The following is a 22,976-nucleotide window of genomic DNA, read 5'->3' on the forward strand; positions in this document are numbered from 1 at the left end:
GTCTGGTCACTCCTGGTGGGAGAGGGCACGGACGGTACGGGAGGGGCTGGGGCGGCCCAGCCGTTCGGCCATCCACACGCTGGTGGCGGTGAGCAGGCCGAGATCGACCCCGGTCTCGATCCCGAGACCGCGGAGCATCCACACGAGGTCCTCGGTGGCGAGATTGCCGGTCGCGCTCTTGGCGTAGGGGCAGCCGCCGAGGCCGCCCGCCGAGGCGTCGACGGTGGTCACCCCCCGCTCCAGGGCTGCGAGGGTGTTGGCCAGCGCCTGGCCGTAGGTGTCGTGGAAGTGGACGGCGAGCGCGGAGACCGGGACGCCCGCGTCGCCGAGCCGGGCGAGCAGCTCCCGGACATGGCCCGGGGTGGCCACCCCGATGGTGTCGCCGAGCGACAGCTCGTCGCAGCCCAGATCGCGCAGCGCCGAGGCGACCCGGACCACCCGGTCGACGGGGACCCGGCCCTCCCAGGGGTCCCCGAAGCACATCGAGAGATAGCCGCGGACCCGGATCCCGTCGGCCTTCGCCCGCGCCACGACCGGCGCGAACATGGCGAGCGACTCGTCGACGGTCCGGTTCAGATTCCGCCGGGCGAAGGTCTCGGTCGCCGACCCGAAGACGGCGACGCTCCGGGCGCCGAGCGCGATCGCCCGGTCGAGCCCCCGCTCGTTGGGGACGAGGACGGGCAGGGACACCCCGGCCGGATCGCCGAGCAGGGGATACAGCTCCTCGGCGTCGGCGAGCTGCGGCACCCACTTCGGGTGGACGAAGCTGGTCGCCTCGATCGTGGTCAGCCCGGCCGCCGCGAGCCGGTGCACGAACTCGGCCTTCACCGCCGTCGGGACGACGGTCTTCTCGTTCTGGAGGCCGTCCCGGGGCCCGACCTCGTGGATCCTCACCCGGGCGGGCAGCCCACGGACCGGGAACTCCATCGGCAGTCCGGCGGGCGGTCCGGCGGCGCTCATCGTCCGCCGCCGTTCGTTTCAGCAGACGGTTCGGGTGCGGGCTCGTGCGGGGCGATCACGGCCAGCAGCTGGTCCATCGCCACCGTGGTCCCGGGCACCACATCCAGCTCGGTGACCGTCCCGGCGTGCGGCGCCGAGATCACATGCTCCATCTTCATCGCCTCCACGACCAGCAGGCTCTGACCCGCCGTGACCTCGTCCCCGACGGCCACCTTCACCACCGTCACCGTGCCGGGCATGGGCGCCGCGAGGGTGTCGGCGCCCGTATGCGCGGCGGACGAGAGGGACGCGGCGACCGGGTCGTGATCCCGTACGTGCCAGGAGTCGCCGTCCCGGCCCAGCCAGTCGGCCGCCCGGTGGAAGGTGTGGACGACCCCGTCGAGGGTGACGGCGACCCGGTCCCCGGTGACCTCCGCGTGCGCGGGCGCCTCCTGAGCGACGGGTTCAAGTCCCGCTACCCGCAGGGGGAACACGAGCGGTGCCGGGGTGCCGCCGAGCCGCCAGCCGGCCGGCCGGCCGAAGGGGTCGGTCCACCCGGACGCGTCCGGTACGGGTACGAGCGCCGCCGCCCGGACGGCCGCCGCCGCCGCGTACACCTCGGCGGGCACGGTGTCCGGGATCAGCCCCTCGGCCTCCCGCTCCACCAGACCGGTGTCCAGCTCGCCCGCGACGACCGCGGGATGTGCCAGCAGCCGCCGCAGGAAGCCGGCGTTGGTGGGGACGCCCAGGGTGACCGTCTCGGCGAGGGCGGCCCGCAGCCGCCGCAGGGCCGTCGCGCGGTCGGGCCCGTACGCGACGACCTTGGAGAGCATCGGATCGTACAGACTCGACACCTCGGTGCCCCGGCTCAGCCCGGAGTCGGTGCGCACCCCTTCGTGGGTGCGGCCGTCCGGCTCGCGCAGGGCGAGGACCGTACCGCCGGAGGGGAGGAAGCCGCGCCCCGGGTCCTCGGCGCAGATCCGGGCCTCGACCGCGTGCCCGGTGAGCCGGATGTCCCGCTGCTCGTACGGCAGGGGTTCGCCCGCCGCGATCCGCAGCTGCCACTCCACCAGGTCGAGCCCGGTGACCAGCTCGGTGACGGGGTGCTCGACCTGGAGGCGGGTGTTCATCTCCATGAAGAAGTAACGCGAGGGGTCGTTGCCGGGGACGATGAACTCGACCGTGCCCGCGCCGGTGTACCCGCAGGAGCGGGCCGCGCGTACCGCGGCCTCGCCCATGGCGGCCCGGGTCTCCTCGTCCAGCAGGACGGAGGGCGCCTCCTCGACGACCTTCTGATGGCGGCGCTGGAGGGAGCACTCGCGCTCGCCGAGGTGGAGGACGCGGCCGTGGGCGTCGGCCAGGATCTGGATCTCGATATGGCGCGGTCGGTCGATCCACCGCTCCACCAGCAGGGTGTCGTCCCCGAAAGAGGCCCTGGCCTCGCGCCGGGCCGCCGCGATCTCGTCCCGCAGCGCCGACTCCAGCCGGGTCAGCCGCATCCCTTTGCCGCCGCCGCCCGCCGACGGCTTGAAGAGGACCGGCATCCCGATCTCCCGGGCCGCCGCCGCGAGTTCGTCGTCGCTGAGCCCGGATCCCGAGGATCCTGGGACCACCGGCACCCCGGCGGCGCGGACCGTCTCCTTGGCCCGGATCTTGTCGCCCATCAGGGCGATCGCCGGCGCGGGCGGGCCGACGAAGACCAGACCGGCGTCCGCGCAGGCGCTCGCGAAGCCCGCGTTCTCGGCGAGGAAGCCGTAGCCGGGGTGGACCGCGCCGGCGCCCGTGCGCTCCGCCGCCGCCAGCAGCCGGGGCACGGAGAGATAGCTCTCGGCGGCGGGCGCGGGGCCGATCCGGACCGCCGTGTCCGCCTCCCGTACATGCCGGGCACCGGCGTCGGCGTCGCTGAAGACGGCGACCGAGCGGATCCCCAGGGCGCGCAGCGTACGGATCACCCGGACGGCGATCTCGCCCCGGTTGGCCACGAGAACGGTGTCGAACATGGTCACGGTGCCCCTCACATCCGGAAGACGCCGAAGCCGGGCGCCGACGGGTCCTTCGCGGGCAGTGGCGCGTTGGCGCAGGCGGTCAGGGCGAGGCCCAGCACCTGGCGGGTCTCCAGCGGGTCGATGATCCCGTCGTCCCAGAGCCGGGCCGTGGCGTAGTAGGCGCTGCCCTGCTCCTCGTACCGCTCGCGGATCGGGGCCTTGAACGCCTCCTCGTCGGCCGCGGGCCACGCCTCGCCGCGCCCCTCCAGCTGGTCGCGCCGGACGGTCGCCAGGACGGACGCGGCCTGCTCGCCGCCCATGACGGAGATCTTGGCGTTGGGCCACATCCACAGGAACCGGGGGGAGTAGGCCCGGCCGCACATGGAGTAGTTCCCCGCGCCGTACGACCCGCCGACGACGACCGTCAGCTTGGGCACCCTCGTACACGCCACGGCGGTGACCATCTTGGCGCCGTGCTTGGCGATCCCGCCGTGCTCGTAGTCCTTGCCGACCATGAAGCCGGAGATGTTCTGGAGGAAGAGGAGCGGGATGCCCCGCTGGTCGCACAGCTCGATGAAGTGCGCCCCCTTCTGGGCGGACTCGGCGAACAGGATGCCGTTGTTCGCCACGATGCCGACCGGATGGCCGTGGATCCGGGCGAAGCCGGTGACCAGGGTCTGCCCGAACTCGGACTTGAACTCGGCGAACCGGGAGCCGTCCGTGATGCGGGCGATGACCTCCCGGACGTCGTACGGGGTCCGGGGGTCGACGGGCACCGCCCCGTACAGCCCGGCGGGGTCGGCCACCGGCTCGTCGGCGGGCCCGACGGACCACGGGAGCGGGCCGCGCCGCGGCAGCGTCCCCATGATCGTCCGGACGATCCGCAGGGCGTGCGCGTCGTCCTCGGCGAGATGGTCGGTGACACCGGAGATCCGGGAGTGCGTCTCGCCGCCGCCCAGCTCCTCGGCGGTGACGACCTCGCCGGTCGCGGCCTTCACCAGCGGCGGGCCGCCCAGGAAGATCGTGCCCTGGTTCCGGACGATCACGGCCTCGTCGCTCATCGCGGGGACGTACGCCCCGCCCGCCGTGCAGGAACCCAGGACGGCGGCGATCTGCGGGATGCCCGCGCCGGACATCCGCGCCTGGTTGTAGAAGATCCGGCCGAAGTGCTCCCGGTCGGGGAAGACCTCGTCCTGCATCGGCAGGAACGCGCCGCCCGAGTCCACGAGATAGACGCACGGCAGCCGGTTCTCCAGCGCGACCTCCTGGGCGCGCAGATGCTTCTTGACCGTCATCGGGTAGTACGTCCCGCCCTTGACGGTCGCGTCATTGGCGACGATCACCGTCTCCCGCCCGGCGACCCGGCCGATCCCCGCGACGACCCCGGCGGCCGGGGCCTGCCCTTCGTACATCCCGTGGGCCGCGAGGGGGGCCAGCTCCAGGAAGGGCGAGCCGGGGTCGAGCAGCGTGTCGACCCGGTCGCGCGGCAGCAGCTTGCCCCGGGCGGTGTGCCTGGCCCTGGCCCGCTCGCCGCCGCCGAGCCGGGCCGCCGCGAGCGCGGAGCGCAGCGTGTCGGCCAGCTCCCGGTGGGCCGCCTCATTGGCCCGCCAGGCGGCGGACCCCGGATCGGCCGTACCGGTCAGCACGGGTGCCTGCCGTGGTGGCAGGGGTGCCTGCTGCATCGAATCGAGCCCCCTTGCCCGGACGACGACGGTGGACGGTTCAGTTAATGACCGTTAACACTCCTCCTTCAGGTTAACGATCGCTAACCCGATTGTCTAGAATTACTTTCCATGAGCACCAGGACGGACGCGCCCACCCGCCGCGAGCAGATCCTCAAAGAGGCAGCGCGGCTCTTCGCGGAGCGCGGATTCCACGGCGTCGGCGTGGACGAGATAGGGGCGGCCGTCGGCATCAGCGGGCCGGGCCTCTACCGCCACTTCCCGGGCAAGGACGCGATGCTCGCCGAGCTGCTCGTCGGCATCAGCGAGAGGCTGCTGGCCGGGGGCCGGATCCGGGTGACCGAGGCCGCCGGCGACCCCCGGGCGCTGCTGGCGTCCCTCATCGACGGCCATATCGACTTCGCGCTGGACGACCGGCCGCTGATCACCCTGCACGACCGGGAGCTGGACCGGCTGCGCGAGAGCGACCGCAAGCTGGTGCGCCAGCTCCAGCGGCAGTACGCGGAGCTGTGGGTGACGGTGGTACGCGAACTCCACCCGGACGTCCCGGAGGCCGAGGCGCGGGCCGCCGTGCACGCCGTCTTCGGGCTGCTGAACTCCACCCCGCACCTGGGGTCGCGCCCCGGCGGGCCGCCGCAGTCGCGCACCCGGACGGAAACGTTGCTGCGCCGGCTCGCGCACGGCGCGTTCGCGGCCCTCACGCCGTAGGGCTGTTCACACCCGTCGTGGGTGTGGCGTGGATCCCGCCGCGACCACCGGGCCCGGTCCCGGTCGTGACGGCACAATGGGGACATGCCGATACCCAGCCGTGCCGCACTCGTCGAGCACCTCGTCCGTACCCGGATCGCGGGCGACGTCGCCACCCCGCGCGACAACAACCTCTCCCACTACCGCAAGCTCGCCAACGGCGACCGGCACTACTGGCTGGGTCTTGAACTGGGCGACCGCTGGACGGACGAGCAGGACGTCCTCGCCGTGATGGCCGAGCGGTGCGGGGTCAACGACGACCCCGGCCACCGGGTGGGCCAGGACACCATCGACCCCGAGCTGACCGTGGACGGCCTCGACCGGATGGCGGCACGGCTCCGCAAGGCCGCCGCCGGGCATGAGCGGGTCCTCTTCGCGACCGGTCACCCCGGCGGGCTCCTCGACGTCCACCGCTCGACCGCGGACGCCCTGCGGGCCGCGGGCTGCGAGATCGTCTCCATCCCGGGCGGGCTGATGACCGACGAGGGCATGGTCTACCAGGTCGGCGGGGTGGCCGTCCTCGAACACGGCGCGACCCTGTGGCACACCCACTCCCCGGCCCCGATGGCCGCGATCCTCGACGGCCTCGCCCGCGACGGCAGCCCGCTGCCGGAGCTGGTCGTCGCCGACCACGGCTGGGCGGGCTGCGCCGGGCAACGCGGCTTCGACACGGTCGGCTACGCGGACTCCAACGACCCGGCGCTCTTCATCGCGGAGGCGGAGGGGACGGTCCAGGTCACGGTCCCGCTGGACGACCACGTCCTGGACCCGAGGTTCTACGAGCCGATGACGGCTTACTTGCTGGGGGCGGCGGGACTTCTTCCGAGCTGACGCCGCTGGTGTGGGGGCGCCTCACGCCGGGGTGGGGTGGGGTCGTCCCCGCAGGCGCGGGGAGCACACCCTGCACTCGGCGGGCGCGGGCGCGAGCTGGGGACCATCCCCGCATGCGCGGGGAGCACAGTTTTGACCGGTCCTGCCACCCCTCGTACCGGGGACCATCCCCGCACGCGGGGAGCACCGCTTTCGTACCGAGGAAGCCCGCCGTCAGATGGGACCATCCCCGCACGCGCGGGGAGCACGCTCGCTCGCGCCGTCGAGTACGACGGTGGCCAGGGACCATCCCCGCATGCGCGGGGAGCACCACGGTGTTCCTTCGTTCGGGACGTCGGCGGTGGGACCATCCCCGCATGCGCGGGGAGCACCACCGATCCGCCCGCGCCGAGGACGAGGAGGCGGGACCATCCCCGCATGCGCGGGGAGCACAACCCAGCCGCCTGACCCGCCCACCCGGTTCCGGGACCATCCCCGCATGCGCGGGGAGCGCTTGCCCGCGCCCTGGCCGATGAGCCTGACTTCGGGACCATCCCCGCATGCGCGGGGAGCGCTCGCCTGACCGGTACGCCCGCCGGGGCGCGACGGGACCATCCCCGCATGCGCGGGGAGCGCAGTTTCCCACCTGCGGGTTTCTCAGCCGGAGGCGCCGTTTTCCATTACTAGCGCCGACTCCGGCGAATGTGGTGAATGGGGTGAAGTGGTGAACGGCTGAGTCTTGTTGTGCCCCATGGCTTCCCGCCCCGTGTGTTGGTGTCTGGTGTTGACGATACGGGGCGTGACCGGTGTGTGAAGTGGCTTTGGTGGGGGGTGGTTCAGGCGGTTTCCGGTGGTGTGTGGCGTGTTTCTGTTGCGTGGTTGTTGGTGATGGTGATGTGCCATTGGTCGCCCGGGTTTGGGCCGTGGCAGTGGAGGTGGCCGGTGAAGGTGTGGTTGGGGAAGGTGTTGATGGCGTGCTGGATTTGGTGGGTGAGGGCGTAGGTGTCGTGGCGTCGGGGCGCGAGGTGTGTGGCGTGGCCTGTGGTGTCGAGGCGGAGGAGCAGGTCGCAGCCGTACGGCGGTTCCTCCGGGGTGTCGGGGTGGTAGAGGGTGCCTCGGGTTGACTGCGGAGGTATGGGCGGGGTGATGGTGAGGGTGCCGGTGATGTGGGTGGTTTGCATGGGTGGGGTTTTCAGGTGTGGAGGCCGATGGCTGCGTAGGTGTGGTCGTTGGTTGGGGTGTGGTTGTCGGTGTGGGTGGGGTGCCATTGGCTGGCTGGGACGAGGCCGGGGCCTGTGGGGGTGAGGTTGGTGTAGAAGGCGGCGATGTCTTCGAAGGTGCGGGGTTGGGTGGGGAGTCCGGCGATCTGGAGGGTGCGGGTGGCTCGGTGGACGGCTTCCTGGTTGTGTTCGTGGGTGAGGTGGGTGGCGATGAGTGCGCTGCCGGGTGGGAGGGCGTCGAGGAGGTGGCGTAGGTGGGCGTGGGGGTGTTCGTGGTCGTAGAGGGTGTCGAGGACTGCGGTGGCGACGAGGGCGACGGGCTGGTTGAGGTCGAGGTGGGTGGCTGCCTCGGTGAGGATGTGGTGGGGGTTGCGGAGGTCGCCCAGGATCGTGCGGACGGTGCCGCCTGTCTCTTCGGATTCGTGGGCGGTGCTGAGGTGGGTGACGACAAGTGGGTCGTGGTCGACGTACAGGGTTCTGGCCCGGCGATGGTGGTGGCGCTGCACCAGGTGGTGGCTGGCGGGTGTGGAACGGGGAGGGAGCCCGGGGCCGATCTCCAGGACCTGGGCGATGCCGAGGTGTTGTGCGGTGTGGGTGACGGCTCGTAGTCGGAAGGCGCGGGTGGCGCGGGCGACCTCACGGGCCGGGTAGCCCAGAGCGTGGAGGATGCGTACGAGTTCCTCGTCCGCCTCGTAGGCGTCGAGTGCCTCGGAGGCGTCACCGAGGGCGGCGTGCTGGAACCGCGCACTGCTCGCCGACCGGAACGCGGAGGGGGTGGGGAGCACGGTCACGACGCGTCCCCCAGGTCGTGCGCGGGGGTGCAGCCGATGAGCCGGGTGACGGTCCGGTCCATGAGCAGCCACGACAGGCGGGGATCGTCGTACGGCAGCCGCGCACCGGCCGTTGTCGCCACCGGCGCCCCGCCCGGGTTGCCGGGATCGGGCCCGTACAGCAGGCCGTGGTAGCCCCAGATCTGCGGGTAGCGGACCCGTACCGCCCGGTATCCCCGGGCGAGAGACGGACACTGCCGGACGGCGAGGGCCGCGCAGGGGTCGGGGCAGAGGGGCACGATCTCCGTGAGTGACCCGTCCGCCACCTCTTCCGTCCCCGGAAAGAGCCAAAGCGACCCGTTGGGATGCGGGAGTGGTCGCCGCCCGCAGACCTGGCACAGCAGTTGCCGCGCCGACCGGCGCTGGCGGCGGCCGTCGACCTCCTCGTACAGCGGTCGGCTCCCGGGCGCGGGACCCCTTCGGCCTCGGCCGCGTGCGATCAGCACCCTGTCGTCGGTCCGGTCGTGGACGCCCTCGTCGGCGTAGGCGATGCCCCGGCCGCCTGGTGCGAGCACGACAGGTTCGCGCAGGTTCGGCGCGTCGGACCAGGGCGTGATCCAGGGGACGACGCGCCCCCGGAATGACGGCAGTCCGGCCCCGCTCATCGGGCCACCGTCCGGGCGTCGTAGGCGTCGAGAATGTGCGTCGGGCAGGTGGTGAGTCCGGGCCGGACCTCGACCGGTGCGGCCGTCTCCCGCGAACAGACCAGACAGACCTCCGTTGTGGTGGCGGGCGGCTGTTCCGCGAGCAGGCAGTCGAGCACCGTCGACTGGGTCCGGAAGAACTCCCGGGCCTGTTCCCTCTCCGGCCCCGTCCACGGCCGTGACCAAGGACTCTCGGGCGGCGGTGCGAAGACGTCGGGCAGCGCCGAGAAGTACGCGGCGGTGTGCCGCCCGGGGCGTTGGCGCGAAAACGGTAGGACCAAGGCCCGGGCGAACGTATGGGCGATAGAGTCACGCATACGGCTGATCAGCTCCTTCGGAAAGCTGCTCCGTCGAGCCCCGGTGGGCCGTTTGCGGCGGCCCCTCCGGGGCGTCTTTATGGATGTCCCGCTACGTCGGACGGTGAGTCAGTTGCCCGGGGCGGAGGCGAAGGGAGCGCCTTGGCGACCAATGCCTCTCGACCCGTTCGGTGAACTCGGCAGCAGGTCTTCTGCGTGCCCGCCAGGATGCCGACATGCAAAGGCCGGAAGTACCCCAAGGTGGGGTACCTCCGGCCTTCCGGAAGCTTGACTACGGCTGGATTCCCAGCCAGTTCGTGAAGGTACGCAGATCCTCGGTCGTACGGCGGTACTTCGTGGTGAGCATGCGGGCGGTCTCCCGCGCGATGGGGTGGAACCGTGTCTGCTCCGGCGCAATTGCCCGGGCTTGCTTCAGGTACCCCAGGGCATCCTCGCGCCGGTCGAGATCCAAGTGCGCGCGGGCAACCGCTACATAGTGGTGCCCCTGTCGGGTACGCGCCATATCCGCCGGGAATCGGACATCGGCCGCCCGCTTGACCGCCTTACCCGGCTGCTTCAGCTCCACGTGCGCCGCCACGTCGTGGACCGCCACGTTCGCCGGGCCGAATGTCATGTGGTAGTGCAGCTGGTCGCGGCCGTCCGGAATTCGGTCGGCGAGTACGGAGGCTTCCCTGATGTGATCGGCCGTGAGGTCGGAGTCCTGGGCGAACGAGGCGATGGACGATTCCCGGAGGCGAATGCTTCCCAGCAGGGTGATACGGGCCGCGCCCCGCACCGCGTCGTCGGACTCCAGTACTTCGCGCGCGGCCCGTAGGACGCGCAGGGCGCCGTCGTAATCACCGAAGGCATGGAATGAGTAGGAGTGGGTCCATTCGGCCAGGGCGCACATCAGCGGGTCGTCGGCACGGGCGGCGGCCCACCGCATCCGATCTTCCAACTGGCCTGTCAGGTCGGCATATCCGAGGCGGAAGGCCAGGCCGTGGGCCATGTAGTAGCAGGAGGCCAGCAAGCCGGCCACAGCCTTGCGCTTTCGCTCGTCCTCCCCCAGGTGAAATGTGGCCGTTAGCTCCTCCAGCAGGCCGGGGAGCAGTACACCGAGACGCGAGTACTTGGCACTCTTGCGGTACTCGGCGGCCATCCGGACGTCGGCCTTCAGCTCGGGCAACGGCCGGGGACGGCGGTAGGCATCCGTCGGAAGGTCGTACCGGCGTACGGCGGTACGGATCCCCTGGATCGGGCCGTGCACTTTCTGGTCTGCCGCGTTCTCGGACCGGTAGGGCTGGCCTGACAACTCCTCGACCGTACTGCGCAGCGCGCGGGCGGCGGAGATCAGAAACCCGTTCGTCGGCAGCCGCTCGCCTCGTTCGATCTTGCGGACGGCTCCCAGGGACAGATAGGCGGCGTCGGCGAACTCACGCTGTGTGTAGCCGCTCAATTTGCGTAGGGACGCGATACGTGCCCCGATGTGCTCATCTCCGGTGTCAGACACACTGAACTCCGTTCTGGGCTTTGGCACTCAGAACGCTACTCCCCGTACTGTCATGCGGGTACGAGCATCATTCTGCGGAAACGAGCACGGCCCGCTCCTGCAGTGGCAGGTTCCACTGCGCCGCGTCGGGCAATTGCACGGACCGGCCCGGATCATCATGCCGGTGGGACCATGCCCGAACGCGCGGAGAACTCCCAGATGGGCCATGCCTTCACATCCCCGGGGGACCATCCCCGCACGCGCGGGGAGCACGAGTATCTGCGGCGCACCGGACTGGCGGGCCGGGGGCCATCCCCGCATGCGCGGGGAGCACTGTTTCCCACCTGCGGGCACCGCCTGGGTACGGGCGGACGACGGGCTGCCCCCGCACACTGCCTCCGGAGCTACCGTGGAAGCGGCTACTCAGTGGGTTGTCCACGATGGGGGCGACATGGAGCGCAGATCCTTTCTGGCGGTCAGTGGTGCGGCTCTCACCAATCCCGCTGCCTTCACCTATTCTTCCGGCCGGGCCGATGCCTCGGCGGCTTCGCCCGGTCCGGTCGTCACCGAGGCCGTCGCCGACTCCATCGCCGCGACCGTCGAAGCGATCCGGCACATCGACGATGCCGAGGGCGGGAACTGCTCCACCCTCCACCACGCACACCGCCATTTCACTTTGGTCGCCGACCACGTACGCGGCAACAGGTTCGCGACTTCGGAGATTCGCGTCCGTACCATCAACCTGTGGGCCCAACTTGCCCAAACCGTGGGCTGGATGGCGATGGATGCCGGACTGCACGGGCTGGCGCAGCGCTATTTCCGTACCGGGCTCGCGGGGGCGCATGAGTCCGGCGACGCGGCCCTGACCTCCCACATCTACAGTTGTCTCACCTATCAAGCGACCACTTCGGGCCGGCTTCGCGATGCCATCGACCTGGCCAACGCGGCGATCGTCACTGCCTCCGCCGCACCGCCGACGGTGCGTGCCCTGGCCGCCGCCCGGCACGCCCACGCCCATGCCGCCCTCGGCGACGTCCATGGGTTCCGGCGTTCCACGGACGAGGCCTTGGAATACCTCGGCCACCCCGACGCGATCGGTAGTCGACCGCCATGGCTGTACTGGCTGACGGATCTCGATGTCGTCACCGGCCAGACCCTGATCACGGCGGCGTTCTCCGGAGCCCGCGACGCTCATCGGCTGCTGGACGAGGCCGACCCTCTGATCACCCCCTGGCTCGGAACCCACGCCGAACGCACCGAGGACCGTGACGCTCTTCTGCACGGCACCTGGTTGGCCCGTTCCTACTTACGTCGCGACGAGCTGGAACAGTCCCTGACGACAGCCGCGTCGCTCGTCAGCTATGCGACCACGGTCCGCTCCGCACTGGTCACGGAGGTGCTCCGGACCCTGGACGCCGACTTCACCGCCCGCCCGGAGCTGCGTACGCACCCGGAGGTCATCGATCTTCGAGAACGTCTCAGACGCACTTCCGCCGCAGTCTGACTCCGCTTTCCGCCGGCGGCCTCGGCAGAAGACAGCGCTGTGGTGGGACCATCCCCGCACGCGCGGGGAGCACTAGCAGGCGCCGTTGCCCGGCAGGGCGGCGAGGGGGCCATCCCCGCACGCGCGGGGAGCACAAGGCGAGGAGGCGCCCGACCTCCATGGTGACGGGACCATCCCCGCACGCACGGGGAGCACCCGGTGAAGACGTGCACACCCCGCCGGGCGGGGGGACCATCCCCGCACGCGCGGGGAGCACTCCGGCTACTTCCTGACCCCGAAGGCGTGGCCGGGACCATCCCCGCACGCGCGGGGAGCACGACCCGGCGGACGTGACGATCACGGCGGACGAGGGACCATCCCCGCACGCGCGGGGAGCACTCCAAGCCCAAGGGCTCGGTGGACGACGGGACGGGACCATCCCCGCATGCGCGGGGAGCACCCGACCCCGACAGCAAGCCCAAGCCCCGGGGCAGGGACCATCCCCGCACGCGCGGGGAGCACTTCGTCCACTCGAAGGTCATGGCCTGGGCCGCGGGACCATCCCCGCACGCGCGGGGAGCACGACGTCAGGTTGCTCATTACCTTGGCCTCGAAGGGACCATCCCCGCACGCGCGGGGAGCACCTCGGACGCGGCGGCGACCACGGCGCATTCGCGGGACCATCCCCGCACGCGCGGGGAGCACCGGGCCGTCCCAGTACGTCGCGCTGCCAGGATCGGGACCATCCCCGCACGCGCGGGGAGCACCCGCGCGGTCCCCAGCTCGGTTACACCGGCGAGGGACCATCCCCGCACGCGCGGGGAGCACGTTGTTCGTCCGGGCTCCGGAAGCCCATCGCTGGGACCATCCCCGCACGCGCGGGGAGCACGATGCGCACCGGACCGTGCAGCTGATCACCGCGGGACCATCCCCGCACGCGCGGGGAGCACAGTTTTCCACCTGCGGGTTTGTCAGCCGTGGGTGCTGTTTTTCATTACTAGCGCCGACTCCGGCATATGTGGCGAAGGGCGTGAAACGGGTGAGTGCTGGCTCTTGCTGTACGGCACGCTTCCTGCCCCGTTCGTCGGTAGTGGCGTTGACGATACCGGGCGTGGCTCGGGCGGGAGCCGGCGAACGCGGGGTGGCGGGTTGCTTCGTGGGGCTGTCGGGGAAGGTGCGGGTGTGGCGCGTTCTTCTGATTCGGTCGTGGACCGCCGAACGCAGTGAACAGGCGGCATCAGGGGCGCGGTGCCACCCCCGGCGTCGGGTCCAAGTAGACGCGGCGGATCGACGGGAGCAGTTCGCGCAGCTGCTCCTCCGCCTCCTCGCACGCCCACTCCACCTGCGCCGCGGTCGACGCGTCGCGGAAGTCGACCTTCGCGGCGACGAGGATCTCCCGCGGGCCCTGGATCAGGGTCGTCAGTTCCAGGACGCGCACGATGTGCGGGACCGTGAGGATCTCCTCGCGGATCGCGTGCCGCAGGTCCGGGGGGAGGGGGCGGCCGATCAGGAGGCGGGCGTTGCTGTGCCCGAGGATCCAGGCGACGTACACGAGCAGTGCGCCGATCAGGATCGACGCCACCCCGTCGTAGACCGGCGAACCGGAGAGCTGGGTGCCGAGCAGTCCGCCCGCCGCGAGCAGCAGGCCCGCCAGGGCCGCCGAGTCCTCCATGACGACCGCCTTCACGGCCGTGTCGGGGGTGACCCGCAGGTAGTGCCGGGGTGTGGCGTCCAGCCGGGCGGCCTCCGCCCGTACCTGGCGCAGACCGGTGCGCAGGGAGAACGCCTCCAGCAGGAAGGCGATGCCGAGGACGACGTACGAGACGAGCGGGTCGCCGGGTTCCTCGCCGTGGGTGAGGGTGTGGATTCCGTCGTAGACGGCGAAGACCGCACCGCCGACGAAGGTGGCGACCGCGGCGAGGAGGGCCCAGATGTACCGCTCGGGCCCGTACCCGAGGGGGTGCTCGTCGTCGGCGGGCCGCTCCGAGCGGCGCAGGGCCACCAGCAGCATCACCTCGGTGACGGTGTCGGCGACCGAGTGCGCGGCCTCGGAGAGCATCGCGCTGGAGCCGCTGAGGACGCCCGCGACCGCCTTGGCCGCCGCGATGCCCAGATTGGCGAGCGCCGCCACGATCACGGTGGTGGTGCTCTCCGGCGGGTCGTCCCCGTCCGGGGCCGCTCCGGGCGGGGTGTGCTGGTCGCTCATGGGCCGGACGGTATGCGCCCCGCCGCCCGCGCCCGGCGCGCCACGCCCGGTACGGACGGACGTGGGGGTTACGGGCGGGCGCGGCGGACGCCCGCCCCCGGGCCGGGAGCGCCGTGGTCCGTCAGTTGCGGGCCGGGCGGATGACCCCTTCCTGGATCACCGAGATCGCGAGCCGGCCGTCCTGGGTGTAGATCCGGGCCTGGCCGAGGCCGCGCCCGCCGGCCGAGGACGGGGACTCCTGGTCGTACAGCAGCCACTCGTCCGCCCGGAACGGCCGGTGGAACCACATGGCGTGGTCGAGGGACGCCCCGATGACGTCCCCGACGGCCCAGCCGCCGCGGCCGTGCGCCAGCAGCACCGAGTCCAGCAGCGTCATATCGGAGACGTACGTCGCCAGACACACATGCAGCAGCGGGTCGTCCGCGAGTTTGCCGATGGTGCGGAACCAGACCTGGGAGCGGGGTTCGCGCGGTTCGCCCGCGGTGGCGTACGGCGGGGGCGCCGCGTACCGCAGGTCGATCGCGGCTCTGGCCTCCTTGAGCCGGTCCACGGCCGACGGGTCGGCGAAGTGCCCGGCGTACTCGGCCAGCATCTCCGCCGCCGTCGGCAGCGACTCGGGGTCGGCCGCGGGCGGCATCGGGGCCTGGTGCTCCAACCCCTCCTCGTACAGCTGGAACGAGGCCGAGAGATGGAAGATCGGCCGGCCGTGCTGGACCGCGACGACCCGGCGGGTGGTGAAGGAGAAGCCGTCGCGTATCCGGTCGACCGTGTAGACGATCGGCGCGCCGGGGTCCCCCATGCGCAGGAAGTACGCGTGGAGGGAGTGGGCCGAGCGGTCGGCGGGGACGGTACGGCCCGCCGCCACCAGGGCCTGGGCGGCGACCTGGCCGCCGAAGACCCGGGGGACGATCGTGGGGCGCGAGAGGCCGCGGAAGATGTCCCGCTCGATCTGTTCGAGGTCGAGCAGTTCGAGCAGGCCGTCGAGCGCGCTCGACGGCGGGTTTTCCGGTGCGTCCGGTGAAGGCGTGTTCATGGGAAGAGGTGTGCCCCGTGGCTCACAGTCCCATGGACTTGGCGATGATGGATTTCATCACTTCGCTCGTGCCGCCGTAGATGCGGTTGACGCGGTTGTCGGCGTAGAGCCGGGCGATCGGGTACTCGTTCATATAGCCGTAGCCGCCGTGCAGCTGGAGGCAGCGGTCGATCACCCGGTGCGCGACCTCGGTACAGAACAGCTTCGCCGACGCGGCCTCGGCGGCCGAGAGCTCGCCCGCGTCATGGGCCTCCAGGGCCCGGTCCACCACGGCTTCGGCGGCGTCCACCTCGGCCTTGCAGGCGGCGAGTTCGAACTTCGTGTTCTGGAAGGCGGCCACCGGCTTCCCGAAGACGAGGCGCTCGGTGACGTACCGCTGGGTGAACCGGATCGCGGCCGACGCCTGGGCGTACGCGCCGACGGCGATGGCCAGCCGCTCCTGCGGCAGGTTCTGGCCCAGGTAGGAGAAGCCCTTGTGCTCCTCGCCGAGCAGGTCGCCGACGGGCACCCGGACATCGGTGAAGGAGAGTTCGGCGGTGTCGGAGGCCTTCAGGCCCAGCTTGTCGAGGGTGCGGCCGACCGCGTACCCCGGCAGCTTCGTGTCGACGACGAAGAGGGAGATGCCGTGGCGGCGGTCCTCGGGGGTGGCCGGGGCGGTCCTGGCGCAGACGATGACCCGGTCGGCGTGGACCCCGCCGGTGATGAACGTCTTCGCGCCGTTGAGGACGTAGTGCGTGCCGTCCTCCGACAGCTTCGCGGTGGTCTTCATGCCCGCGAGATCGGAGCCGGTACCGGGCTCGGTCATCGCGATGGCGTACATGGTGGCGCCGGAGACGAAGTCGGGGAGCCAGCGCTTCTTCTGCTCGTCGGTGCCGTAGGCCGCCAGATACGGCAGACAGAGCGCGACATGCACCCCGGAGCCGCCGAAGGAGACCCCGGCGCGGGCGCATTCCTCGGTGATGACGGCCTGGAACTTGAAGGAGGACTCCCCGGCGCCGCCGTACTCCTCGGGCACCTCGATCCCGAAGACGCCGAGGTCGCCCAGCTTGTCGTAGAAGGCGCGGGGCGCTTGCCCGGCGGCGAGCCACTCGTCGTACACCGGGACGACCTCGGCCTCGATGAAGGCGCGGATGGTCTCCCGGAACGCCTCGTGGTCCTCGTGGTACACGCTGCGGCGCACGAACGCCTCCTTCTCGCCGATGCCTGTCCAAGCGCTTGCTCAGACACTCCTGTGGCTGAAGTTACCCGTTGGTCATCTCGGCTGTCCAGAGTCGCGTCGGCTGTGATATCCGCCGGGCCGGAGGGCTCAGGGCAGGGCGCGGGGGGCTCAGGGCAGGGCGCGGAGCGCGAACCACAGCTCCGTTCTGACGTCCGGGTCGTCGAGGTCGGCCGGGAGGTCCGGGCCGTCGCGTTCCGGGCCGTCGCCGAGGAGCGCGGCACAGCGGGCGATGCGCTGGCGGACCGTGTTGCGGTGGATTCCGAGGGCCGCGGCCGTACGGTCCCAGCCGCCGTGCGCCGAGAGCCAGGCGCGCAGCGTCTCGCGCAGCTCGGGCGCGCCGTCGAGCGGGGCGAGCAGCCGCCGGGCGTGGGCGGCGGCCTCGTCGGGCGGCACCAGGGCCGTCAGCGGTCCCGGGCGGTGGACCGCGACGTCCCGGTGGCCGGTGAGGGCGGCGCGCAGCGCGCGGGCGGCCTGGGCGTCGGACGCGGCGAGATGCGCGGGGGCCACGGGTTCCCCGACGCCGAGCGTCCAGCCGGGCCTGGCCCGTACGCCGTCGGCCGCGTACGGCAGCAGGACGCGTACGGTCCCGTCGGGCGCGGGGTCGACGAGCGGGCTGCCGAGGGCGGCGCCGAGCGCGGCCGTCGCGAACGGGGTCGTACCGCCGTCGCGTCCGCCGTCGTGTCCGGTGCCGTGTCCGGTGCCGCGGGCGTGGACCACCGTCCACCGGTCGCCGCCCAGCCGTTCGGCGGTGGCGGCGGGGTCGGCGCCCAGGAGGAGCCGGACGAGGGCGGCGTCGCGGTGGGTGCCTTCGCCGTCCTGGCCGCCCGCGGTCAGCAGGGAGAGCAGGACGACGGCGACCCCGGCGACGGTGTGGTCGCCCGGTTCACGGCGGGGGGTGGCCAGCGCGAGGACGAGATCACGGCCGCCGTCGAGGGCGTACGCCGTGAGCTGGGCACCGTCGGCGGTGTCGGTCGCGGACGCGACACCCTTGCCGGTGCCGGTGCTGGCACCGGTGGCGGCTTGGCCGGGGCCCGGGGTGTCGGCCGGCGCCGGGCTGACCACGCCCGCCAGCCGGGTCAGCGCGCGCAGGACCGGGGTGGACACGGCCCGTCCCGCGGCGGCCAGTTCCGCGCCGTCGGGGCCCAGCAGCACCGCCCGGCCGCCCAGCCGGGACGCCAGCTGCCCGAGGACCGCCGGTACGGGATCGGGCCGGGCCGCCGCCGTGGCCAGCCCCCGCTGCGCCTGCGAGACCCGGCGCAGTTCCCGGTGGCGGGCCTCGGCCATCAGCCGCCACACCGCCCGCGCCACGGCCGTGAACGGGGTCCTGGGCGGCACCTCGACCAGTGGAAGGCCGTGCCGCTCGCAGGCGGCGACCAGTTCGGCGGGCACCGTGTCGTAGACCGGTGCCACTCCGAAGCCGAGCGCCGCGGCCCCGGCCTCCACGATCCGGGCCGCGTAGGCGTCCGGGTCCGTCAGCTGCACCCCGGCGCTGAGCAGCAGTTCACCGCCGAGGAGATACGGATACGGGTCCGCCATCTCCGAGGTGTGCACCCAGTGGACCACCGGCTCCGGGTCGCGGGGGCCCGCGATCTGCCGCAGCCCGAGGCCGGCGTGGGCCAGCAGCGCGCCGAGCGGTACGGGCGGGGTCGGGGGAGCGGGCGTCGGCTCCGGGGCGTGCTCCGGCAAGGCGCGGTGTCCGTTTCCTCCATCCAGGCCGTCAAGAATGGATGAAACGTACACTTCATGGCCGCTTTCCGGCCACCTACGGTCGGGGGGCGGCACACGCCGCCACCGGGTCCGGCCGGGTTCGCGGCTCCGGATGACAGAGGGGGCTCCGGGACATCCCGGGGCGGGAAACGGGAAGGCGGGAGGCAGAGCCGATGGCAGTCGACTACGCGGTGATCGTCGTCTATCTGGCCGGAATGCTCGGTATGGGCTGGTGGGGCATGCGCCGCGCCAAGTCCAAGAGCGACTTCCTGGTCGCCGGGCGCCGACTGGGCCCCGGGATGTACTCCGGCACGATGGCCGCGATCGTCCTCGGGGGCGCCTCCACCATCGGCGGCGTCGGCCTCGGCTACAAGCACGGTGTGTCCGGCGCGTGGATGGTCCTGACCATCGGCTTCGGACTGCTCGCGCTCTCGGTCCTGTTCTCCGCGCGGATCGCCCGGCTGAAGGTCTACACGGTCTCGGAGATGCTCGACCTGCGGTACGGCGGCCGGGCCGGGATCATCTCGGGCGTCGTGATGTGGGCGTACACCCTGATGCTCGCGGTCACATCGACCATCGCGTACGCCACCATCTTCGACGTCCTCTTCGACGCCGACCGGACCCTGTCGATCATCCTGGGCGGCGCGGTCGTCGTCGCCTACTCGACCCTCGGCGGCATGTGGTCCATCACCCTCACCGACATGGTGCAGTTCGTCGTCAAGACGATCGGGGTGCTGCTCCTCCTGCTGCCGGTCGCCGTGGTCAAGGCGGGCGGCTGGAACGAGATGCGGGCCGAGCTGCCCGACGAGTACTTCGCGCCGTTCGGCATCGGCGGCGAGACGATCTTCACCTATGTGCTGACCTATACGTTCGGCATGCTCATCGGCCAGGACATCTGGCAGCGGGTGTTCACCGCCCGCGGCGACAAGGTCGCCCGCTGGGGCGGGGCGGCGGCCGGTACGTACTGTCTGGCCTACGGTGTGGCGGGTGCGGTCATCGGGGTCGCGGCCCGGGTGCTCTACCCGAATCTGGAGAGCCCCGACGACGCCTTCGCACTGATCGTCAAGGACGAACTGCCCATGGGCGCCCGAGGGCTGGTGCTGGCCGCCGCGCTCGCCGCCGTGATGTCGACCTCGTCGGGTGCGCTGATCGCCTGTGCCACCGTCGCCAACAACGACATCTGGTCCCGGGTGCGCGGGTTCGCGTCGGGATCGTCCGGGGGCTCCGATCCCGGTTCCGGCTCCCCCGGGGCCGGGGAACCCCACGACGAGGTCAAGGGGAACCGGATCTTCATCCTGGCGATGGGCATCGCCGTGATCATCATCGCCATCGCGCTCAACGACGTGGTCGAGGCGCTGACCGTGGCGTACAACCTGCTCGTCGGCGGGCTGCTGGTACCGATCCTCGGCGGCCTCCTGTGGAAGCGGGGCACCGTCCAGGGCGCGCTGGCCGCGATCGCCGTCGGCGGTCTCGCCGTGACCGGACTGATGTGGTCGTACGGCATCCTCGCCACCGAGCCCGTCCTCTACGGCCTCCTGGCGTCGCTGGCCGTGTACGTCGTCGTCAGCCTGGCCACCCCGCCCACGGACGAGGCGATCCTGGCGCACTGGCGGGACCGGCTCGCCGGGCGCGTGGCCGCCGACGGGGAAGAGGACCGGGAGCCCGCCGAGGCCTCCGGAGCCTCCGGCGGCGCCCCCGGACCGGGGCACACCGCCTCGGTCTGAGCCCCGGGCCGGGGCCGGGGCCCCGGCCCCGGGTCGGCCGCGCGCCGTCCACTGGCTACCGTGGAAAGCGGGGCGAACGTCCGGATCTCCATCGAGATCCTCGGAATCCCCGAAGAAGCACCGAAGAAGCACCGAAGCAACAAAGCAGCAGAGCAGCAGAGCACCAAAGCAGCAGGAGACGCGGCGGGCGCGGTCGAAGCAGTCGACGCGGCGCCGCGGGAAACGCGGAAACGCAGGAAGAGGGCATGAGGGTATGAGCACCGCTCCGAACAGCAGCGGCACCGGCGACGGCGGCACCGCGGGCGGCGTCGGCCCCACGGAGCCGCGCGGGCCCGTCGACTCCTCCCGCGTCCCCCGGTTCGCGGGCCCCGCGACCTTCGCCCGGCTGCCCCGCCTCGACGAGGTCGGCCGCGCCGACGTCGCCGTCGTCGGCGTCCCCTTCGACGCCGGGGTCTCCTACCGGCCCGGCGCCCGCTTCGGCGGCAACGCGATCCGCGAGGCGTCCCGGCTGCTGCGCCCCTACAACCCGGCACAGGACGCCTCGCCCTTCGCGCTGGCGCAGGTCGCCGACGCGGGCGACATCGCCGCCAACCCCTTCAACATCAACGAGGCCGTGGAGACCATCGAGGCCGCAGCCGACGATCTGCTCGGCACCGGCGCCCGGCTGATGACCCTCGGCGGCGACCACACCATCGCCCTGCCGCTGCTGCGCTCCGTGGCCAAGAAGCACGGCCCGGTCGCGCTCCTGCACTTCGACGCCCACCTCGACACCTGGGACACGTACTTCGGCGCCGAGTACACCCACGGCACCCCGTTCCGGCGGGCCGTGGAGGAGGGCATCCTCGACACCTCCGCCCTCTCCCACGTCGGCACCCGCGGCCCGCTGTACGGCAAGAGCGATCTGACCGACGACGAGAAGCTGGGCTTCGGCATCGTCACCTCCGCCGACGTCTACCGGCGCGGCGCCGACGAGGTCGCCGACCAGCTGCGGCAGCGCATCGGCGACCGGCCGCTCTACATCTCCATCGACATCGACTGCCTCGACCCGGCACACGCGCCCGGCACCGGCACCCCCGAGGCGGGCGGCATGACCTCCCGCGAACTGCTGGAGATCCTCCGCGGTCTCGCCTCCTGCAACCTGGTCTCCGCCGACGTCGTCGAGGTGGCGCCCGCGTACGACCACGCCGAGATCACCTCGGTCGCCGCGTCCCACACGGCGTACGAGCTGACCACGATCATGAGCCGGCAGATCGCCGCCGGGAGGGCCGGCCGGTGACCCACGACCACGACGTCGTCCTGAAGCCGACGGCCCGGCAGACCGAGGCGGCGCTCAACCCGCCGCCCGGCCGCAACGGCGGCGACCTCGTCGTCGAGACCCTCCAGGGCCTCGGCGCCACCACCGTCTTCGGCCTGCCGGGGCAGCACGCCCTCGGCATGTTCGACGCGCTGCGCCGCTCGTCCCTCTCCTATGTGGGGCTGCGGATCGAGAACAACGCGGGCTTCGCGGCGGACGCGTACGGCCGGATCACCGGCGAGGTCGCCCCGCTGCTGCTCTCCACCGGGCCCGGCGCGCTGATGTCGCTCGCCGCCCTCCAGGAGGCGGCGGCGGCCTCCGCGCCCGTACTGGCGATCGGCAGCCAGGTACCCGTCGCCGGGCTCGGCGGCGGACGCCACGGCTATCTGCACGAACTCCGCGACCAGAAGGCGTCCTTCCGGGACGTCGTCAAGTCGGTGCACACCGCCCGTACCGCCTCCCAGATCCCGTCCGCGATCGCCGAGGCCTGGCGCTCGGCGCTGACCGCGCCGCACGGTCCCGTGTGGGTGGAGATTCCGCAGGACGTGCTGCTCGCACCGACCGTGCTGCCCGTCGTCACTGCCGTGGACGCCACCCCGGAGGAGATCGTTCCGCGCCCCGAGCTGACGGCCGTCGCCGCCCATCTGCTGGCCGGTGCCGACCGCCCGGCGATCATCGCGGGCGGCGGAGTGATCCGTTCCGACGCCTCGGGGAAGCTCCTCGCGCTCGCCGAACGGCTGAACGCGCCCGTCGTCACCACCTTCGGCGGCAAGGGCGCCTTCCCCTGGGAGCATCCGCTGTCCCTCCGGTCCTGGCTGGAGGACCGGCACACCACCGACTTCCTGGAGGACGCCGACGTCCTGCTCGTCGTCGGCTCGGGACTCGGCGAACTCTCCTCGAACTACCACACCTTCGCCCCGCGCGGCCAGGTGGTCCAGATCGAGGCGGACGCGGGCAAGCTGGAGTCCAACCACCCCGGTATCGGCATCCACGCCGACGCCAGGCTCGCGCTCTCCGCCCTGCTGGAGACCGTGCCCGAGCGCCCGGACACCGGGGCGGCGGAGCGGGTCCGCTCGGTCCTCGAACGGGTCCACGCACGGATCGCGGCCCAGGACCGGACGCTGGAGCAGAGCGTTCTGGCGGCGGTACGGGAGGCCCTGCCGGACACCTCGCCCAGCTTCTGGGACATGACGATCCTCGCCTACTGGGCCTGGTCCGCGTTCGACGCCCGCAAGCCGAACACCATGCACTCCGCCCAGGGCGCCGGCGGCCTCGGCTACGGCTTCCCGGCGGCGCTGGGGGCGGCCGCCGCGGATCCCTCAAGGCCGGTGCTCGCGGTCTCCGGCGACGGCGGCGCGATGTACTCGATCGCGGAGCTGGCCACCGCCCGCCAGTACGACCTGCCGGTGACCTGGCTCATCGTCGACGACGGCGGCTACGGCATCCTGCGCGAGTACATGACGGAAGCCTTCGGCGAGGCCACGGGCACCGAACTGGCCCGCCCCGACTTCGTCGCCCTCGCGGAGTCCTTCGGCGTCCCGGCCCTCCGGACGACCCCGGAGACCCTGGCCGCCGACCTGTCGAAGTCCCTCACGACCCCCGGCCCTTCGGTGGTCGTCCTCCCGGCCCTCCTCCGCATGTTCGCCCCGACGCACCTCTAGGGACGCC

Annotated in this window: 18 protein-coding genes and 2 CRISPR repeat arrays; of the genes, 6 read left to right on the forward strand and 12 right to left on the reverse strand. The window is 72.1% G+C overall.

What is annotated here, in order from left to right; genetic code table 11:
- Window positions 1-6: 6 nt before the first annotated feature.
- From ACFXG1_RS24230 to ACFXG1_RS24240, 3 genes are read right to left on the reverse strand one after another with little or no spacing between them, the layout of a single operon-like run.
- Complete coding sequence (locus ACFXG1_RS24230) at window positions 7-960, reverse strand: hydroxymethylglutaryl-CoA lyase (RefSeq protein ID WP_384713480.1); 954 nt, start codon at window positions 958-960, stop codon at window positions 7-9.
- The gene (locus ACFXG1_RS24235) at window positions 957-2,939 is read right to left on the reverse strand and encodes a biotin carboxylase N-terminal domain-containing protein (protein ID WP_384744510.1); all 1,983 of its coding nucleotides are present in this window, start codon (window positions 2,937-2,939) and stop codon (window positions 957-959) included. The genes ACFXG1_RS24230 and ACFXG1_RS24235 overlap by 4 nt, the downstream gene beginning before the upstream one ends.
- Window positions 2,940-2,953: 14 nt before the next feature.
- Window positions 2,954-4,606: a carboxyl transferase domain-containing protein gene (locus tag ACFXG1_RS24240; protein WP_384720308.1), complete on the reverse strand. Its 1,653-nt coding sequence runs from the start codon at window positions 4,604-4,606 to the stop codon at window positions 2,954-2,956.
- A gap of 111 nt (window positions 4,607-4,717) precedes the next feature.
- Between ACFXG1_RS24240 and ACFXG1_RS24245 the strand changes: the two genes are divergently transcribed.
- Both ACFXG1_RS24245 and ACFXG1_RS24250 read left to right on the forward strand, forming a co-directional pair.
- On the forward strand, window positions 4,718-5,314 hold the full coding sequence (locus tag ACFXG1_RS24245; RefSeq protein ID WP_384720311.1) for a TetR/AcrR family transcriptional regulator: 597 nt from the start codon (window positions 4,718-4,720) through the stop codon (window positions 5,312-5,314).
- A gap of 84 nt (window positions 5,315-5,398) precedes the next feature.
- On the forward strand, window positions 5,399-6,184 hold the full coding sequence (locus ACFXG1_RS24250; RefSeq protein WP_384720314.1) for a phosphatase: 786 nt from the start codon (window positions 5,399-5,401) through the stop codon (window positions 6,182-6,184).
- A 38-nt stretch (window positions 6,185-6,222) separates the two neighbouring features.
- Window positions 6,223-6,799: a CRISPR direct-repeat array (repeat unit 27 nt; unit sequence GGGACCATCCCCGCATGCGCGGGGAGC).
- Window positions 6,800-6,999: 200 nt separating this feature from the next.
- Here the strand turns inward: ACFXG1_RS24250 and ACFXG1_RS24255 are convergent.
- The 5 genes from ACFXG1_RS24255 to ACFXG1_RS24275 all read right to left on the reverse strand — a co-directional run bounded on the left by ACFXG1_RS24255 (window position 7,000) and on the right by ACFXG1_RS24275 (window position 10,663).
- On the reverse strand, window positions 7,000-7,344 hold the full coding sequence (locus tag ACFXG1_RS24255) for a hypothetical protein (RefSeq protein WP_384717990.1): 345 nt from the start codon (window positions 7,342-7,344) through the stop codon (window positions 7,000-7,002).
- An 11-nt stretch (window positions 7,345-7,355) separates the two neighbouring features.
- Window positions 7,356-8,174: an SAM-dependent methyltransferase gene (locus tag ACFXG1_RS24260; RefSeq protein WP_384717992.1), complete on the reverse strand. Its 819-nt coding sequence runs from the start codon at window positions 8,172-8,174 to the stop codon at window positions 7,356-7,358.
- Window positions 8,171-8,818, reverse strand: a complete 648-nt coding sequence (locus ACFXG1_RS24265) for a hypothetical protein (protein ID WP_384717994.1) — start codon at window positions 8,816-8,818, stop codon at window positions 8,171-8,173. The genes ACFXG1_RS24260 and ACFXG1_RS24265 overlap by 4 nt, the downstream gene beginning before the upstream one ends.
- Complete coding sequence (locus tag ACFXG1_RS24270) at window positions 8,815-9,174, reverse strand: hypothetical protein (protein ID WP_384717996.1); 360 nt, start codon at window positions 9,172-9,174, stop codon at window positions 8,815-8,817. The genes ACFXG1_RS24265 and ACFXG1_RS24270 overlap by 4 nt, the downstream gene beginning before the upstream one ends.
- Before the next feature lie 271 nt (window positions 9,175-9,445).
- On the reverse strand, window positions 9,446-10,663 hold the full coding sequence (locus ACFXG1_RS24275) for a helix-turn-helix domain-containing protein (RefSeq protein ID WP_384744513.1): 1,218 nt from the start codon (window positions 10,661-10,663) through the stop codon (window positions 9,446-9,448).
- Window positions 10,664-11,093: 430 nt separating this feature from the next.
- Here ACFXG1_RS24275 and ACFXG1_RS24280 point away from each other — a divergent pair, with 430 nt between their 5' ends.
- Window positions 11,094-12,146: a hypothetical protein gene (locus ACFXG1_RS24280; protein ID WP_384718000.1), complete on the forward strand. Its 1,053-nt coding sequence runs from the start codon at window positions 11,094-11,096 to the stop codon at window positions 12,144-12,146.
- Window positions 12,147-12,190: 44 nt separating this feature from the next.
- Window positions 12,191-13,075: a CRISPR direct-repeat array (repeat unit 29 nt; unit sequence GGGACCATCCCCGCACGCGCGGGGAGCAC).
- Between the two features lie 287 nt (window positions 13,076-13,362).
- Here ACFXG1_RS24280 and ACFXG1_RS24285 read toward each other — a convergent pair.
- The 4 genes from ACFXG1_RS24285 to ACFXG1_RS24300 all read right to left on the reverse strand — a co-directional run bounded on the left by ACFXG1_RS24285 (window position 13,363) and on the right by ACFXG1_RS24300 (window position 18,269).
- Window positions 13,363-14,331, reverse strand: a complete 969-nt coding sequence (locus tag ACFXG1_RS24285) for a cation diffusion facilitator family transporter (RefSeq protein ID WP_384715566.1) — start codon at window positions 14,329-14,331, stop codon at window positions 13,363-13,365.
- Between the two features lie 121 nt (window positions 14,332-14,452).
- Entirely contained in the window at window positions 14,453-15,364 is a 912-nt protein-coding gene (locus ACFXG1_RS24290; RefSeq protein ID WP_384744516.1) for an acyl-CoA thioesterase, read from the reverse strand.
- A gap of 22 nt (window positions 15,365-15,386) precedes the next feature.
- Complete coding sequence (locus ACFXG1_RS24295; protein ID WP_384715560.1) at window positions 15,387-16,544, reverse strand: acyl-CoA dehydrogenase family protein; 1,158 nt, start codon at window positions 16,542-16,544, stop codon at window positions 15,387-15,389.
- Between the two features lie 147 nt (window positions 16,545-16,691).
- A complete protein-coding gene (locus ACFXG1_RS24300; protein WP_384744518.1) occupies window positions 16,692-18,269 on the reverse strand; it encodes a PucR family transcriptional regulator ligand-binding domain-containing protein in 1,578 nt (525 codons plus the stop codon).
- 194 nt (window positions 18,270-18,463) lie between these two features.
- On the opposite strand from ACFXG1_RS24300, the gene ACFXG1_RS24305 reads away from it, so the two are divergent.
- The 3 genes from ACFXG1_RS24305 to ACFXG1_RS24315 all read left to right on the forward strand — a co-directional run bounded on the left by ACFXG1_RS24305 (window position 18,464) and on the right by ACFXG1_RS24315 (window position 22,969).
- Window positions 18,464-20,014 (forward strand): sodium:solute symporter, encoded by a 1,551-nt coding sequence (locus tag ACFXG1_RS24305; RefSeq protein WP_384715554.1) that lies wholly within the window; start codon window positions 18,464-18,466, stop codon window positions 20,012-20,014.
- A gap of 253 nt (window positions 20,015-20,267) precedes the next feature.
- The gene (gene speB / locus ACFXG1_RS24310) at window positions 20,268-21,290 is read left to right on the forward strand and encodes an agmatinase (RefSeq protein WP_384744521.1); all 1,023 of its coding nucleotides are present in this window, start codon (window positions 20,268-20,270) and stop codon (window positions 21,288-21,290) included.
- On the forward strand, window positions 21,287-22,969 hold the full coding sequence (locus tag ACFXG1_RS24315; protein WP_384744523.1) for a thiamine pyrophosphate-binding protein: 1,683 nt from the start codon (window positions 21,287-21,289) through the stop codon (window positions 22,967-22,969). The genes speB and ACFXG1_RS24315 overlap by 4 nt, the downstream gene beginning before the upstream one ends.
- Window positions 22,970-22,976: the final 7 nt, after the last annotated feature.

Origin of the sequence: Streptomyces sp. NPDC059248 (assembly GCF_042753905.1) — a bacterium.
Lineage (GTDB): Bacteria > Actinomycetota > Actinomycetes > Streptomycetales > Streptomycetaceae > Streptomyces.